General features: G+C 62.0%; 16 protein-coding genes and 1 tRNA gene. 9 read left to right on the top strand and 8 right to left on the bottom strand.

Features of this window, described 5'->3' with window-relative positions:
• Positions 1-458 precede the first annotated feature (458 nt).
• Positions 459-593 carry a hypothetical protein gene (locus tag QF015_RS13620; protein ID WP_429389635.1) on the bottom strand — a complete coding sequence of 45 codons (135 nt, stop codon included), beginning with the start codon at positions 591-593 and terminating at the stop codon, positions 459-461.
• 252 nt (positions 594-845) lie between these two features.
• Between QF015_RS13620 and QF015_RS13615 the strand changes: the two genes are divergently transcribed.
• Positions 846-1,385 carry a hypothetical protein gene (locus QF015_RS13615; RefSeq protein WP_429389633.1) on the top strand — a complete coding sequence of 180 codons (540 nt, stop codon included), beginning with the start codon at positions 846-848 and terminating at the stop codon, positions 1,383-1,385.
• A 309-nt stretch (positions 1,386-1,694) separates the two neighbouring features.
• Here the strand turns inward: QF015_RS13615 and QF015_RS13610 are convergent, their stop codons facing one another.
• The gene (locus QF015_RS13610; RefSeq protein WP_310202664.1) at positions 1,695-2,195 is read right to left on the bottom strand and encodes a hypothetical protein; all 501 of its coding nucleotides are present in this window, start codon (positions 2,193-2,195) and stop codon (positions 1,695-1,697) included.
• A 124-nt stretch (positions 2,196-2,319) separates the two neighbouring features.
• A complete protein-coding gene (locus QF015_RS13605; protein WP_429389631.1) occupies positions 2,320-4,380 on the bottom strand; it encodes an alpha/beta hydrolase in 2,061 nt (686 codons plus the stop codon).
• Positions 4,381-4,479: 99 nt separating this feature from the next.
• Between QF015_RS13605 and QF015_RS13600 the strand changes: the two genes are divergently transcribed.
• Positions 4,480-4,698, top strand: coding sequence for a hypothetical protein (locus QF015_RS13600; RefSeq protein ID WP_354516696.1), 219 nt, complete (start codon positions 4,480-4,482; stop codon positions 4,696-4,698).
• A gap of 136 nt (positions 4,699-4,834) precedes the next feature.
• On the opposite strand, the gene QF015_RS13595 is transcribed toward QF015_RS13600, so the two are convergent.
• A tRNA-Ser gene (locus QF015_RS13595) sits at positions 4,835-4,924 on the bottom strand.
• A 138-nt stretch (positions 4,925-5,062) separates the two neighbouring features.
• Here QF015_RS13595 and QF015_RS13590 point away from each other — a divergent pair.
• From QF015_RS13590 to QF015_RS13580, 3 genes are read left to right on the top strand one after another with little or no spacing between them, the layout of a single operon-like run.
• Entirely contained in the window at positions 5,063-6,076 is a 1,014-nt protein-coding gene (locus QF015_RS13590) for a zinc-dependent alcohol dehydrogenase (protein ID WP_429389628.1), read from the top strand.
• A gap of 3 nt (positions 6,077-6,079) precedes the next feature.
• On the top strand, positions 6,080-6,478 hold the full coding sequence (locus QF015_RS13585) for a 6-pyruvoyl trahydropterin synthase family protein (protein ID WP_310202655.1): 399 nt from the start codon (positions 6,080-6,082) through the stop codon (positions 6,476-6,478).
• Entirely contained in the window at positions 6,479-7,468 is a 990-nt protein-coding gene (locus tag QF015_RS13580) for a glycosyltransferase family 4 protein (protein ID WP_429389626.1), read from the top strand.
• 101 nt (positions 7,469-7,569) lie between these two features.
• On the opposite strand, the gene QF015_RS13575 is transcribed toward QF015_RS13580, so the two are convergent.
• Together QF015_RS13575 and QF015_RS13570 are read right to left on the bottom strand one after the other, a co-directional pair.
• Positions 7,570-7,950 (bottom strand): VOC family protein, encoded by a 381-nt coding sequence (locus tag QF015_RS13575; protein WP_310202651.1) that lies wholly within the window; start codon positions 7,948-7,950, stop codon positions 7,570-7,572.
• Positions 7,951-7,973: 23 nt separating this feature from the next.
• The gene (locus QF015_RS13570; RefSeq protein ID WP_429389623.1) at positions 7,974-8,507 is read right to left on the bottom strand and encodes a nucleoside deaminase; all 534 of its coding nucleotides are present in this window, start codon (positions 8,505-8,507) and stop codon (positions 7,974-7,976) included.
• 22 nt (positions 8,508-8,529) lie between these two features.
• Between QF015_RS13570 and upp the strand changes: the two genes are divergently transcribed.
• The 4 genes from upp to QF015_RS13550 are packed head-to-tail and all read left to right on the top strand — an operon-like array spanning position 8,530 to position 11,777.
• Positions 8,530-9,165: a uracil phosphoribosyltransferase gene (gene upp / locus QF015_RS13565; protein WP_017198151.1), complete on the top strand. Its 636-nt coding sequence runs from the start codon at positions 8,530-8,532 to the stop codon at positions 9,163-9,165.
• 60 nt (positions 9,166-9,225) lie between these two features.
• A complete protein-coding gene (locus QF015_RS13560; protein WP_309994895.1) occupies positions 9,226-9,603 on the top strand; it encodes a VOC family protein in 378 nt (125 codons plus the stop codon).
• Between the two features lie 45 nt (positions 9,604-9,648).
• Positions 9,649-10,332, top strand: a complete 684-nt coding sequence (locus QF015_RS13555; protein WP_429389620.1) for an HAD-IA family hydrolase — start codon at positions 9,649-9,651, stop codon at positions 10,330-10,332.
• A gap of 53 nt (positions 10,333-10,385) precedes the next feature.
• On the top strand, positions 10,386-11,777 hold the full coding sequence (locus tag QF015_RS13550) for a pyridoxal phosphate-dependent decarboxylase family protein (protein WP_429389619.1): 1,392 nt from the start codon (positions 10,386-10,388) through the stop codon (positions 11,775-11,777).
• Positions 11,778-11,797: 20 nt separating this feature from the next.
• On the opposite strand, the gene QF015_RS13545 is transcribed toward QF015_RS13550, so the two are convergent.
• Positions 11,798-13,021 (bottom strand): glycosyltransferase, encoded by a 1,224-nt coding sequence (locus QF015_RS13545; RefSeq protein ID WP_429389617.1) that lies wholly within the window; start codon positions 13,019-13,021, stop codon positions 11,798-11,800.
• Between the two features lie 170 nt (positions 13,022-13,191).
• A complete protein-coding gene (locus QF015_RS13540; protein WP_310202641.1) occupies positions 13,192-14,034 on the bottom strand; it encodes a hypothetical protein in 843 nt (280 codons plus the stop codon).
• Positions 14,035-14,037 lie beyond the last annotated feature (3 nt).

Raw genomic sequence — 14,037 nt, 5'->3', positions numbered from 1 at the left:
CATGATGTGCGGCCAGTTCTGGGATTTCTTTAGCCTGTAGGCGTGTGAGCGAGTGATCTTCAAGAGGCCGGATACTTCCACAATTGTGTATAGCTGTTGATTCATGCCGAGAGGATAGGCACGCCCGGCCCTCCCGTTGCGAACCACAGGCGCGGCTTGACTTGCCCCGAAATTTCAGAAGTACTGCGGAATACTTAGGGATACGGCGTTCTACTGTGCCGAACTACTGCGAAGTACTGTGCGCGTTGTGGGAAGTCCACTAAGTGCGGCCTCAAAGGTTTTCGACCAACGTCCGGACTGTTACGCCACCGACGACCCTTAAAAGCTGAAAGGGCCCGTCGCCCACCACGGCAACGAACCCCTCTAAGCTCTCTCAACCAGCAAGTTGATCTGAAATCAGATTAACAGAAATGCAGACCGATGCAAGTCTATTGCATAGGGATCTGCAAAAATATGCATCACTGCCGTGGCGGCAGGTATTCGGGATCAGGTTCCATGTCCTCGTACGGAGAACGCGCGATTACGCCCGCGCGGTCCTCCGCGTGGAGTTCGGCCATCATCTTCCGAAAGTCCTCAGGGTCAAACTTCGCCATGTCGTGAAGCTATATCGAAGGTCCGACAAATTTGAGCGCTAATAGTCGGGGCTCGTGCCTGAGTGGTAGCACTGGGCTGTAGGATCCGGGGTATTGAGCGTCATGCTCGACCGTTTGGGGGATCGCTTTGTGGGGGGATCATTGCCGCGTGCTCATGACTCTTCTGCGCCTCAAATCCCGAACACATTTCGTTCACATCGCACCCCTTTCGCATGATTTGCGCTGATGTACGTGGCGCTTAGGAGGATCTTCATGATTTCCAAGTTCACACAGTTCAGGGCCCTTCTTGTCGGTACCGTCCTGGCTAGCGTCGCTTTGGCTGGTTGCGGCGGGCCCGGTGGGGCTGCGCAGGCAGACCAGGCACCATCAGCAACTGCCACGCCCACACCAACCCCCGCTGCCTCCGTTGCTCAGTTCGCGAGCATCATCACTGAACGAGAAGAGGCCCGGCGGGAGTACGAAGACAACATTGTTGAGTGTGCCTTGGCGTCGATAGGGGACACTGCCATTGATTTCGCCAAGCGGACCACTTGCGGCTATACGGTCAGTACGGTTGCTTTGACTGCCAAGCAAGCAGCGGCCCAGATGCGCAAAATGCCTACTCCTCCTGCGGAGGTGCAGAGCCTGGTTGCTCGCACTCTCACCAATTTGGATGTCTTGGCTAAGAACCCAGCGCCGACCGCCTGCGAGGACAAACAGAGCGAAGCGTGCGACGCCGCAATAACTCAGGCGAATGGGGAGATAAGGCCGCTCATCACCGTCCTTGACGCCTGGAGGCCATACACGCGCTAATCGATAGCGGCCCGAAGCGACGGGCAGCTCCGACGGCAAGACACCCAGGAGACCCACCTGGCCAGGCCGTCAGCTTTCCGTGCACGTTCTCCCTGATCAGAGCCGATTCCGCGCTGCAGGTTCTCCGTTCCAAAATGGCGGTTTTCCGGATGACGCCGTGAACTATGCCGGTGACGAAGGTGAGAACTTCGTCAGACGAACTGTCGTATCCGGCCCCGAAAAATTCGTTATGGGAATCACCACCGGCAAATATGAGATAAGCCTCGGAGGAAATACTCGTTGTGTTCCCGACTCGGAAAAGAAACGGCTCTACTTTGCGGTCGGAGAGGGGCTGGGGTTGGAAGGGGCCCCGTAAATTTCGGGATACAGCTCCTTGTAGATTGCGGTTTGGTCTCCGGCGATGCAGACGGTGTCCATGTCGAGGCTGGACCCCTTGAGGTTTGCAGAGAACGACAGAAGGTGTCCGCCGTTTTTGTCAGCGTAGAGGCGGATGACGCCTGGATCCTGGGGGTTGGTTTCGGTACGGGTGGTGAAGCCCTTGGATTCCCAGAAGGATTTCACTGATTTTACAGAGTCGTCCAGGTCAAGCGTTTCCGTAGTATCCATGATTACCCTGTAGTTGACACCTTCCTTTCCATCATTGGTTCTACATCCGCCGTTAACTGGGTTCTCAAAGGGCGCCCATTTTTGGGCTCCGATAACCCTTTGTGTTTCGGTCTGGAGAGCCTGGACGTCCCTGAGGGCTTGTTTGAGTTGCTCGACCTGGGCTTTGACGGTTGCAGGATCGCTGGGATTGGCTGAGCCGGTCATAGGGTTCTCCATGGTGGGTGTGCAGGCGCTCAGTGCAACGGCCGCGCAGAACAACGCGATAGTCACGCGCAGGGTTTTCAGTCTCGTCCGGGGTTCATGGTGCATGTAGTTCACTCTTTCTGGGCTATTTGTATGCCGCAGCTCCAACATAGGGCGGTTCAGGTCTTTCCCCTGGCAGGACTCGGTCTCCGTGACCTGTTGTTGTGAGGGCCGCCTCATATAGTGCCGTGGTGTTCTTGTCGAGGTACCCGTAGCCGTCGCCGTCTTCTCTGTGTACGAGGGAGTTGTGTTCTGTGATGCCTTGATACTGGGTCCCGTCGATGGTTGCCTCTTCTGAGGAGAAGACTTTTGCGTCAAAGGATTCCATGCGCGGATCCTGGCGCAGGTGGCGACCCCACCTAGCTAGGCCGTCGCCTTCCGCTTCACTGGCGTAGACCTGCCCGGCGGGCACGTGGAGATCTCCGGCGTTCTGGATCTCTTTTTCTATGCCTGCGGAGCCGAGCATCGTGAAGGAGGCGACGTCCAATTTCGCGGCGGCAAGGGCGTTGGACGTCACAGTGGTGCCGTAGGAATGGGCCAGTACGTGCAGGGTCTCCGGGGTCCTGTTACCCAAACCCTCTCTGACGGCGTTGAACCCATGAAGGTCCGCGATAAACCGGCTGGCACCGGCTTGGGCGGCATCGCCGCTGTTCACGGTCGGGACAGTGGGCGGTTCATAGTTGATCCACGCCACCACGGCAAAGGACTTTCCTGGATCAACGTCGCGCTGTTTAGCCCGTAGGTCATAGGCGTTTTGAGCCCAGTCGTTGAAGCCGCTTTGGGGTGTAATGAGCATGCCGGACACGGCGTAGGTAACGTTGTCAGCCGTGTCCGGGTTACCCGCAGAAACCTGCGCCTTCGGAGAACCATTAGTCAGGTCGAAACCGAGCAGGACAGCATCGCCAGAGGCTCCGGCGTTGACAAGAGCCCCACGGATGCCGTCAAGGGCTTTCTGCTGGGTTTGCAGCAGTGTCCAGGCCGGGTTGGTGATGGACAGGCCTTGGCTGGCGGGCAGGAATCGAGGCGTACTGGCCAGTTCAGCGTTGATGCGGTCCTGCTCGGTGAAGAGACGCTTGAGATTGGCCTCATGCCGGGCAGTCGCGGTGATTCCGTTCAGGTTCCCAAGAACCGCCGGGAGGGCGTCGATCAGGAGCAACTGAGCCTCGCCGGGTTCCATTGCCCGGCCGACCATTTTGTGGCCCAGACCGGCCCACCACTTTGCTATCGCCCCGGGGTCCAGGCCAGGTTGTTGCAGGAGCCCTTGTAGCCGGTCTTTGTTCGCAGGCGCGGCGAGCCAGGCTTTCAGTTGATCGACGTTTAGGGCCCCGATGTCGGTCAAACCGACTTGCCCCGGTGGTGCGTACTGTATGAGGGCGCTGTTGAGCATGATGTCGGCCATGGACCCGCTGCCGGCTGTTTCGAATGCCGCGGCGATGTGCTCAAGCCACACCGCGTCAGCGGCGTTCTCAGCCAGCAGCTGCTCGAAGCCGGACACGAACGTGACAATGCCGCTGTTCACCCAGGAACACGCTGCGGTGAATGCGCTCCACGCGTTCCGGATTCTCCCCAGCTCTGCGTCCAGGATGTTCGCGGAGGCGCGGGACTGGGACACGAACCCGCGCAGCTTTCCAGGATCAGCCGAGCTTGTTCCGCCTCCCGATCCACCGGCGAACCGGGCCCGGTCGTGTGCGGAAAACACCGCTGAAATCGTCGGTGGCGCGACCCGCGTTTCCTCGGGTTTCGGATCATTTACCTTGCTCAGCAGGGCCACGGACTGGCGGGCTGGGTCGAGGGACGCCAGTTCCCGTTCACGGGCATCGGCGCGTTGCCGCCAGGCGGTGAGCTTTTTTAGCCGGGACTTCTCCTCCTGCGCTTTGAGCTTTGCTTGCCGGACGTCCTCGGCCAACATCGCGAGAACACCGGCAAGCCTGGCGCGGTCATCAGCCCTGATGGCACAAGCCTGGGTGAATAGCTGCGCGTATCCGCCTTTGAAGTCCTCCACGGCATGATCCATGGCCCCGTCCAGGAATCCACCTTCGCCACGCAGAACCTGATCCGCTGAATCAGCAGCACTGATCAAAGCGTCGGCAGCGCCATCATTAAAGACGATCCCGACAGTCGCGCTGTCATCAAAGGTAAAACTCATGCCCCTACCCCCATAAAGCGAACAATTAATCCAACGATTAGCATAACCCGTGGAATCCGGCCAACGGACTCCACCGCTACAGGACTTTAGGATTGATGAATGCCCCATGAAATCAATAAGCGCCGTTTCCTGACGATTGAGCAGGTCGCGGAGGAGTTAGCGACCACTGACGTTCAGATCCGCGCCATGCTCAAGACGGGCCAGCTCAAAGGCATCCAGATCGGGGCCGCAACGTCTGGCGCATCGGACGACAAGACCTTGAAGACTTCATCCAAGACGCCTACCGACAAGTCAGCGAACGAATCTCTTCGACGGTGATCTGGACTCAGTTTCGGACGCTCTAGATCACGCCGTTTCACAATCAAGTGTGGGCAAAATGTGGGCAAGCTCCTGATTTAGAGATGAGAAAGGCCCTGCCTCCCTTGTAAACAAAGGGAAGCAGGGCCTTTCTCATTGGCGGTGACGGTGGGATTTGAACCCACGTTGGCTTTTACACCAAACAACATTTCGAGTGTTGCACCTTCGGCCGCTCGGACACGTCACCAACTGAAATAGGCTACCCGAGATTGGCCCGGTTCCCCAAAACGAGTCCCTCTGGACCCTCCCCAAAAGGCAGGTGGCGCACCCTCAAATCCACGCCAACTTCCGTCCACAGCTCCGCACCGATAGATTCGTAAGCATCATGACGATTTCGCAGGAACACGAACGGAAACAAGAGCACGAAGCCCACGCCTACTGGGTCACTGAGACGGGCGATGGTGAGCTGCGCCAGGAAGACCTGCCAGCAAGGCAAGAAGGAGAAGCCCTCGTCAGGACCCTGTACTCAGGTGTCAGCCGAGGCACGGAGCGTGTGGTCCACGAAGGCCGCGTCCCGGAGCGCGTGGCTGACTTGATGCAAGCCCCACATCAGGAGGGCGACTTCCCGGGCCCGGTCAAGTACGGCTACCTGAGCGTCGGGGTAGTGGAACAAGGACCGGATGAATGGCGGGGTAAGACTGTGTTCAGCCTTCATCCGCACCAGGACTTCTTTATCCTCCCCACCAGCCAGCTCACGGCAATCCCCGAAGAAGTCCCTGCGAAGCGTGCCGTGCTCACGGGCATCGTGGAGGTCGCCATCAATGCCCTCTGGGAAGCCGGACCGAGGCTGGGTGACCGTGTCGCCGTCGTCGGGGGTGGCCTGGTGGGTGGGGTCTTGGCGACGCTCCTGCGGAAGTACCCGCTCGGTCGCCTGCAAATGGTTGACGCGGACCCGGAAAAGCAAAAACTCGCGGAAACACTCGGCATCGATTTCGCCCTTCCCGAAAACGCACAAGCCGACAACGACATCGTCTTTCACTGCTCAGCCTCCAACGACGGCCTCAAGCTGAGCCTTCAACTGGCCGGAGACGACTCGGACGTCATCGAGCTCTCCTGGTTTGCCGACAAGGAAGTTACCCTCCCACTAGGCGAGGACTTCCACGCCCGCAGGCTGAACATCCGTTCCAGCCAGGTCGGCGCCGTTGCCCTTCCACGAAGGCACCGGCGAACCAACGCCCTGCGCCTGCAGGAAGCGGTAAACCAGCTCAAAGACCCGCTGTTCGACACGTTCCTGAGCAGCGAATGCCAGTTCCAGAACCTGCCCACCACACTCGTTAAATTGTTCGAACGGCCCGGCGGTTTCTGCCACGTGGTCGCCTATCCCACCCCGGAGGATTAGTACATGTTCAGCCTGACCGTCCGACGCCACTTCATGATCGCCCACAGCCTTCCCCGCGAAGCGTTCGGCCCGGCCCAGGGCCTCCATGGTGCAACGTTTGTGGCCGAGGTCAGTTTCCGTCGCCCGGATCTCAACGACGACGCAATCGTCCTGGACATTGGCGCGGCGGGCGGCATCCTTGAGGAAATCCTGGAGGACCTGAACTACAAGAACCTCGATGAGCACCCGGCATTCAAGGGCAAGCTCTCCACCACGGAGGCACTGGCCAAGCACATCGCCGACGCCATGGCCACCCGGATCCAGGACACAGAAGACGGCCCGGCGCTCAGTGGCATCGACGTCGTCCTCCGCGAAAACCCCGATGCCTGGGCAGGCTACTCGCTGGAGCTCCCGGCCAAGTAGATGCACGTGCGCTTCCTGGTCCCGGGGAACGTTCGCCACGGCTCCGGGGGGAACAAATACAACGCCAAACTCGCGGAGCACCTGGCCGCCTTGGGCGCGGACATCGAGACGGTAGTGGTCGACGGCGACTGGCCGGTTGGCAGCCCAGCGGACCGGCAGCGATTCGCGGAAGCGCTCGACGGCGGCGCAACGGTGATTGCCGATGGCTTGGTGGCGGGTGGGGCACCAGATGAAATCGCCGGCGCCGCGGGTAAAGGAACCAAAGTCTGGATCCTGTCCCACATAGCGTTGGCGGACCACGATGACCTTGAGGCCAAGGCGCTGGCTGCGGCAGCGGGAATCATCTGCCCGAGCGCCCACGCCGCAGCGGAATTGGGTGCCAAATACGGGGCACTGGATGTGGTGGTGGCGACGCCGGGCGCAGCATCGGCCGGTGTCAGTGCCGGATCTGTACCGACGCACATCGTCTCGGTGGCTGCATTGCTTCCCAACAAGAGCCAAACGCTTTTGGTCGAGGCCCTCAGCCAGTTACATAACCTCGAATGGTCCGCGTCCCTGATCGGCTCCCACGATCCCGACCCGGCGTACGCGGCAAAGGTGAGGGACGCCGTCGAACATTACGGGCTGCAGCAACGCGTCACCTTGACCGGTGAGCTGACGGGCCAGGAACTTGAGGACCACTGGCACAAAGCCGACCTCAGCATCCTCCTGTCCCGCTCGGAGAGCTTTGGCATGGTGGTGACGGAATCGTTGGCCCACGGCGTCCCGGTGATTGTCCGGCAGGGGACCGGTGCAGTCGAAGCCTTGGGCGGCACCGGAGCGGGTGCGGCGCTGGACCTCAGCGACCTCAACACCCTGACAATGACACTCCGCGCCTGGCTCACTGACCCCGCCCTGCAGCAGCGCTGGCGCAACAATGCCCTCCAAGCCCGCCAGCACCTCCGCGGCTGGGACGCCACTGCCGCGACGGTCCTGAAAGCCATCACGTAGCAGCGTCCGAGGGTGCAGAATGGGCGCATGACCGCCACAGCGCCCGCCGCAGCCACCCTCACTCCCGAGCCGGACGCTGACGCCTTCAAGGACCAACCGAATCAGCCCGAACCGTACGGACGGGTGATCGCCTCAAGGAAGTGGCCGTCCGGATCGGTAAAGTAGATGCCGCGGCCGCCGTCGTTGTGGTTGATCTGTTGTGCACGAGCACGGGAAGGGTCCGCCCAATAAGGAACGTGCTCGGCCGTGATCCGGAGGAAGATCTGGTCGAACTCCTCTTCGCTGACCAGAAAGGCGTAATGCTGCGGGACGATGTCCCCGGAAGTCTCAAGGAAGTCCAGGGTGACGCCGTTCTCCAAGGAAACAGTGACAAAGGACCACATGGGCTGCGGCTTGGGAAGTCCGAGGATGCGTGCCAGGAACTCGGCAGACGCGTGCTTGTCGGTTGCGTAAACGATGGTGTGGTTGAAGGAAACTGACATTGCTACTCCCACAAAGAAGAGGATCAGGCCGGGCGATTACCCTCGCTGGGGACCCGGTGTGAGGCGAAGAACTCCTTGAGCAGGGCTGCGCATTCTTCCTCCCGCACGCCCGCGTAGACCTCCACCCAGTGATTGAGACGGCGCTCGCGGAGGATGTCGAACACGGAACCCACCGCTCCCGCTTTCTCGTCCCACGCGCCAAAAACGACGCGCGGAATCCGGGCCAGGACAATAGCCCCGGCGCACATGGCACATGGCTCCAAGGTGACCACCAGCGTGCAGTCCTCAAGCCGCCAACCGTCACCGTCCGAGCCCGTCTCCGCCGCGCGCTGGCGCAGCGAAGCAGCCGCTTGGCGGATTGCAACCACCTCAGCGTGGGCCGTAGGGTCCCCGTGCGCTTCGCGTTCGTTGCGTCCGGAACCCAGCACGCGGCCGTCGGGCCCCAAGACGACCGCACCGATCGGTACGTCGTCCGTTTGCAGCGCCAACCGGGCCTCGTCCAGGGCAAGGCCCATCCAGGCCATGTGGTCTGCGTGATACGGCTCGGTGGCGCTCATGTCTCAATGATAGTTTTGGGGGATGCGCACACTCGTCGTGGACCACCCGCTGGTCGCTCACAAGCTCACCGTTCTGCGGGATAAGAACACCCCTTCACCGGTCTTCCGGCAACTCACTGAAGAACTAGTCACCCTCCTGGCCTATGAAGCCACCCGCGAGGTCAAGACGCAGCCAGTCGAGATCGAGACCCCCGTCACCACCACCATCGGTACGGCTTTCACCAAGCCCACTCCGCTGGTTGTCCCCATCCTGCGCGCAGGGCTGGGCATGCTTGAGGGCATGACCAAGCTGGTCCCCACGGCCGAGGTCGGCTTCCTGGGCATGGCCCGCGATGAAGAAACCCTGGACATCATCACCTACGCCGAGCGCCTCCCTGAAGACCTCACCGGTCGCCAGATCTTCGTCCTGGACCCCATGCTCGCAACCGGCGGCACCCTGCGCGAGGCCATTAAGTTCCTCTTCAAACGCGGCGCCTCGGACGTCACCTGCATCTGCCTGCTGGCCGCTCCTGAGGGGTTGTCCAAGCTTGAGGAAGAGCTCTCCGACGCCAACGTGAAAATCGTCCTGGCCTCAATTGACGAGAAGCTCAACGAAAAGTCGTACATCGTGCCGGGCCTGGGCGACGCCGGAGACCGCCTCTACGGCGTGGCCGGCTGATCTTCACAGGGAACGACTGACCCCTACCGGTTTCCGGCGCACCCCGTTAGCCTGTGGCGCATGGACTGGAAACTTGAACTGGTGTTTGTCCCTGTGTCCGACGTCGATCGCGCGAAGGACTTCTACGTCAACAAGGTTGGTTTCAACGCGGATTTTGATGAGCGCCCCTCAGACAGCATCCGCTTCGTGCAGCTGACTCCGCCGGGCTCGGCGTGTTCCATCGCCATAGGCGAGGGCCTGAGTGACGCCCCTCCCGGAACAGCTCCAAGCCTGCAAATCGTGGTCAGCGACATCAACAAAGCGCACCAGCAGCTCAAGGACAACGGTGTAGACGTCAGCGATGTCGACATCCAGGACTGGGGCCACTTTGTGTACTTTGCGGACCCAGACGGCAATAAGTGGGCGTTGCAGTACCTTCCGCAACGGCCCAACGGCTGAGTCACACTTCAACACCACACCATGAGTGTGCGGCAGGATGGAACCATGAGCCATCCTGCCGCACCCGTGTTGACTGTTCGTGCCGTCCTCTTCGACATGGACGGAACGCTGGTTGATTCCACGGCGATCGTCGAGCAAGTGTGGCTGGAATTCGCTGAGCGATACGGCTTGGACTTCAACGAAATCCTGCGCACCTCCCACGGCGTCCAAGCCGGCGATACCGTGCGCCGCTACGCGCCTGCAGGTTCCGACGTCGCGGCGCTGACGGCGGAACTGGGCGAAATGGAGCGTTCCCGGACCGATGGCGTCATCGCGCTTCCCGGTGCCGAGGCCCTGCTGGCGGGCCTTCCTGACGACGCCATTGCGTTGGTTACCTCTGCTGACAGCGTCCTCGCCGATATCCGCATGCGGGCGGCCGGACTCACCATGCCGTCTACAACGGTCACAGCCGAGTCTGTCACCCGCGGCAAGCCGCATCCGGAGGGGTACCTCAAGGCGGCGGCGCTGCTGGGAGCCGACCCTGCCGACGTCGTGGTTTTCGAAGACGCACCTGCCGGTATTGCCGCCGCCCGTGCCGCAGGGATGCGGACCGTGGTGGTGGGCAAGGCCCCTGCAGGGCACACTGCGGAACTGGGGGCGGGTATGTGGCGGATCCCGGACTACTCGGCCGTGACGGTCACCTCGGTAATGGACAACGACGGCGGGCACCTCCTCACGCTGACCCTTTAGTACTGCCGGATTAAAGACTGTTCCAAGCGAAGAACCGGGCGTAGGCTGTGCGCATGTCTGCGATGCCGGAGGCGTACGGTGCTGCATTGGAGCGGGCCATGGTCCACGCCGGTGATTGGCTCGCGTCGGTACCCACCCGTTCTGTCCGTCCTTCCTCCGACGCCGATCAGGTTGCCAAGAGCATCCTGCCGCGTCTGCCTGATGAAGCGACGGATGCCGCCGAAGTAGTTGATGAGCTCGCCGCACTGGCTGAGCCCGGCTTGATGGCGATCCAGTCCGGACGGTTCTTTGGGTGGGTCATGGGCGGAACCCTGCCCGCTGCCATGGCCGCGGATTGGCTGGTCTCGGCGTGGGACCAGAACACAGGTCTCCGCTTTGCAACCCCCGCCGCTGCTGCCATCGAGGAATCTGCCGCCGCGTGGTTGCTGGACCTACTTCACCTTCCGGCAAGTGCCGACGTCGGGTTCACCACCGGCGCCACCACCGCCAACTTCGTGGGACTGGCGGCCGGGCGCCAATACCTGATGGACGAAGCGGGTTGGGACCTTGAGGCGCTGGGGCTGACAGGTGCCCCACGCATCACCACCTTTGCGGGCAGGGAGCGGCACGCCGCAGTGGATCTGGCGTTGCGGTATCTCGGATTGGGTGCCTGCGTGCCTGTCGACGCCGACGACGAAGGACGGATTCTCCCCGACGCGCTTGCCGACGCCATGGATCAGCAACCCGGCCCATCATTGGTCTGCCTCCAAGCAGGCAACCTGCATTCCGGCGCCTTTGATCCCATGGAGGAAGCAATCGCGGTGGCCCACGACCGTGAAGCGTGGGTGCACGTAGACGGCGCGTTTGGACTGTGGGCTGCTGTGAGCCCGGAGCTGCGGGGACGGCTGGCAGGAGTGGAAGAAGCGGATTCCTGGGCCACGGATGCCCACAAAACCCTGAATGTTCCCTACGACTGTGGATTGGCGATCGTTTCCCGGCCCGAATCCCTCAGGCGCGCTTTCAGCGTTCACACCAGCTATTTGATCGCCACCGAAACCGGACTCGGCGATCCGCTGGAGAAAGTCCCTGAAATGTCCCGTCGGGCCCGTGGCATTCCGGTGTGGGCGGCCCTGCGCCAACTGGGCCGGTCCGGGGTGATCTCCATGGTGGAGCGGCTCGCAGCAAACGCCCGCGCCTTGGCCGAGGGACTCGCCGCTATTCCGGGCGTCGAGGTGCTTAACGACGTCGTCTTCACACAGGTGTCGGTGAGCTTTGGCAGTGACGACCGCACCCACCGCATCACCCAACGGCTAATGGCTGAGGGAGCTGTATGGATGTCTGGTTCGTCGTGGCGTGGCCGGGAAATCCTGAGGATCTCCGTGAGCAACTGGACCACTGACGCCGGAGACGTTGCCGCGTCGATCGCCGCTGTGCGGGGTGCGGTGGAGGCTGAGCCGGAGGCCTGAGGGGACCGCCGTCTGCATGGTTACGTGGTCCTTCGACCAATCAGGCAGCCGCCAAGATGGGCGACGAGCGACGCGACAGCCAGTGCAGCCCCCTCAAGCCAGCGGTCCGGCGTCGTTATGAGCGGCAATAAGGCGAGCGCAACCGTGCCCAGCAGCAGCGTGAGAAAGATCGTGACCGGACCTTGGAAGCGCAGGCGGGTGCCGCCACTCACGAAAACAAGCGCGATGAGATGTGCCGGCAGGGGATCCACGACGCCGCGGACCAGCAGGAAACTCAGCGCGTAGACCAATGTCCAGGCCAACGCTTCCAGCACGCGCCCGGGAATGCCGGCACTTGGCGTTGTAGGTGGCCGGCCAATTTCCCGGCGAAGCTCATGAAGTGGAACGCGTCCACGCCCAAGGTCGCGGGTCAGGCGCGCCACGCCGCGCAGATCGGCCCAGGCGGTGCGTACGACGTCGACACTTGGGTTGGGGTCGTCGGTCCAGTCGACGGGGACTTCATGAATGCGCAAACCACAGCGTTCGGCGATCACCAGCAATTCTGTGTCAAGGAACCAGCCATCGTCCCTGGTATGTGGAAGAAGTCGGTGGGCAACGTCCGCGCGGACGGCCTTGAAACCGCACTGGGCATCCGAGAAGCCTGCCCCCAGGACAGCGCGCAGCAGGGCGTTGTAGCTCCGGGGAATGAACCCGCGCCGGGAGCTGCGTATCACGTGGGAGTTCCGGGCCAGCCGCGTTCCGATAGCGAGATCCGAGTGGCCGGAGAGCAGAGGCGCGAGGAGGGGAGCCAGCGCTGACAAGTCCGTGGAAAGGTCTGCTTCCATGTAGGCGAGCACGGGGGACGGCGAGGACTGCCAGACCTGGCGGAGCGCGTTTCCGCGGCCCCTTTCCTGGAATCGGACCACCAGCAGTTCAGGGAGCTCCCTGGCCAGGCGCTCGGCGATCCGCAGGGTGTTGTCCGTGCTGGAATTGTCCGCCACGGTGATCCGGAAGGTGTGCGGAAAAGAGTCAGTGAGATGTCCGTGGAGCCTGCGCAGGTTCTGTTCCAGGCGGGCTTCCTCATTAGACACGGGAAGGGTGATGTCCAGGACCGGGACGGCAGCCAAGGTGTCGACGGGGGAGCGCCGCGGCTGTGGCTCCGCGTAGTGCGTGGCCGGCTGCGCAATGGGTGACCTCGCGCCACCGAAGCGCTCGGAACGGACCCGTCGTGGAGTGGCGCTGATGGCTGGATCTGTGAGCGTCATGTTTCCAGAATGGAGCCGGCGATTATGAGGGCTGTAGGCGGAAACTGTGTCCCCACTGTGAACCACGGAGGACAGCTGTGAAACGGGAAAACCGCGCCGGCTCCCGCCATCCGCTCCAGTGGGTACTGGTGCGAACGGCAGGAACCGGCGCGGCAATCAAGCAGCCTGGTTTAGTACCAGTTGTTGGCCAGGTGGAAGGCCAGAGCGGCTGACGGGGATCCGTAGCGTTCCTTGATGTAGTTCAGGCCCCACTTGATCTGGGTCTGGTAATTGGTCTGCCAGTCAGCACCGGCCGATGCCATCTTGGAAGCCGGCAGGGACTGGACGATGCCGTAAGCGCCACTGGAAGCGTTCGTGGCAGTCGTCTTCCAGTTGGACTCCTTCTCCCACAGAGTGTTCAAAGCAGTCATTTCGCCGGCACTCCAGCCGTAGCTGCCAAGGATGCTGGCAGCGTAGGCCTTGGCGGCGGCGGGGTCGTCCACGGCCTTCGGGGCGGCAGCAGCAGCTGCAGCTTCCGCAGCGGCGGCGGCAGCAGCGGCGTCGGCGGCCTGCTTGGCAGCAGCATCAGCGGCTGCCTTCTCTGCAGCGGCCTGGTCTGCGGCTGCCTTCTCTGCGGCAGCCTTCTCAGCAGCGGCCTGGTCTGCGGCAGCCTTCTCGGCAGCAGCCTTCTCAGCAGCGGCCTTGTCGGCAGCAGCCCTGTCAGCAGCGCCCTTGGCGGCGGCTGCATCCAAGGAAGCGGAGATTTCAGCTGTCTTGTTGTTGCTGACCTGGGTATTCGCCTGGGTCTCGGCCACGCGGCTCACTTCAGGGAGGGTCAAAGCGGCGTTGGCAGCAGTACCGAGCGATGCAACGCCCAGTGCGGCGGCTACGACACCGGCAACAACCGACATGCGGTGGCCGGACTTACCTTGACGGGCGGCGTTCTTCAGGACAGCCTGCGACTTGGTCAACGGTGCGTTGTGCTCGTCGCGGTGACGCGCGGAAGGGCGCGTCTGATCGTTAAATTCAGACATGTG

Source organism: Paenarthrobacter sp. TE4293 (assembly GCF_050435325.1).
Taxonomy (GTDB): Bacteria; Actinomycetota; Actinomycetes; order Actinomycetales; family Micrococcaceae; genus Arthrobacter; species Arthrobacter nitroguajacolicus_C.
Note: the sequence above shows the minus strand (reverse complement) of the source record. Positions and strands in the feature narration are given on the sequence as shown.

What these genes read in the sequence shown, in the direction of transcription:
- QF015_RS13610 (WP_310202664.1), bottom strand. Translation starts at nt 2,195, where the DNA reads ATGACCGGCTCAGCCAATCCCAGCGATCCTGCAACCGTCAAAGCCCAG.
- QF015_RS13560 (WP_309994895.1), top strand. Translation starts at nt 9,226, where the DNA reads ATGGACTGGAAACTTGAACTGGTGTTTGTCCCTGTGTCCGACGTCGAT.
- QF015_RS13545 (WP_429389617.1), bottom strand. Translation starts at nt 13,021, where the DNA reads ATGACGCTCACAGATCCAGCCATCAGCGCCACTCCACGACGGGTCCGT.
- QF015_RS13590 (WP_429389628.1), top strand. Translation starts at nt 5,063, where the DNA reads ATGACGATTTCGCAGGAACACGAACGGAAACAAGAGCACGAAGCCCAC.
- QF015_RS13570 (WP_429389623.1), bottom strand. Translation starts at nt 8,507, where the DNA reads ATGAGCGCCACCGAGCCGTATCACGCAGACCACATGGCCTGGATGGGC.
- upp (WP_017198151.1), top strand. Translation starts at nt 8,530, where the DNA reads ATGCGCACACTCGTCGTGGACCACCCGCTGGTCGCTCACAAGCTCACC.
- QF015_RS13540 (WP_310202641.1), bottom strand. Translation starts at nt 14,034, where the DNA reads ATGTCTGAATTTAACGATCAGACGCGCCCTTCCGCGCGTCACCGCGAC.
- QF015_RS13620 (WP_429389635.1), bottom strand. Translation starts at nt 593, where the DNA reads ATGGCGAAGTTTGACCCTGAGGACTTTCGGAAGATGATGGCCGAACTC.
- QF015_RS13555 (WP_429389620.1), top strand. Translation starts at nt 9,649, where the DNA reads ATGAGCCATCCTGCCGCACCCGTGTTGACTGTTCGTGCCGTCCTCTTC.
- QF015_RS13580 (WP_429389626.1), top strand. Translation starts at nt 6,479, where the DNA reads ATGCACGTGCGCTTCCTGGTCCCGGGGAACGTTCGCCACGGCTCCGGG.
- QF015_RS13615 (WP_429389633.1), top strand. Translation starts at nt 846, where the DNA reads ATGATTTCCAAGTTCACACAGTTCAGGGCCCTTCTTGTCGGTACCGTC.
- QF015_RS13605 (WP_429389631.1), bottom strand. Translation starts at nt 4,380, where the DNA reads ATGAGTTTTACCTTTGATGACAGCGCGACTGTCGGGATCGTCTTTAAT.
- QF015_RS13585 (WP_310202655.1), top strand. Translation starts at nt 6,080, where the DNA reads ATGTTCAGCCTGACCGTCCGACGCCACTTCATGATCGCCCACAGCCTT.
- QF015_RS13600 (WP_354516696.1), top strand. Translation starts at nt 4,480, where the DNA reads ATGCCCCATGAAATCAATAAGCGCCGTTTCCTGACGATTGAGCAGGTC.
- QF015_RS13550 (WP_429389619.1), top strand. Translation starts at nt 10,386, where the DNA reads ATGTCTGCGATGCCGGAGGCGTACGGTGCTGCATTGGAGCGGGCCATG.
- QF015_RS13575 (WP_310202651.1), bottom strand. Translation starts at nt 7,950, where the DNA reads ATGTCAGTTTCCTTCAACCACACCATCGTTTACGCAACCGACAAGCAC.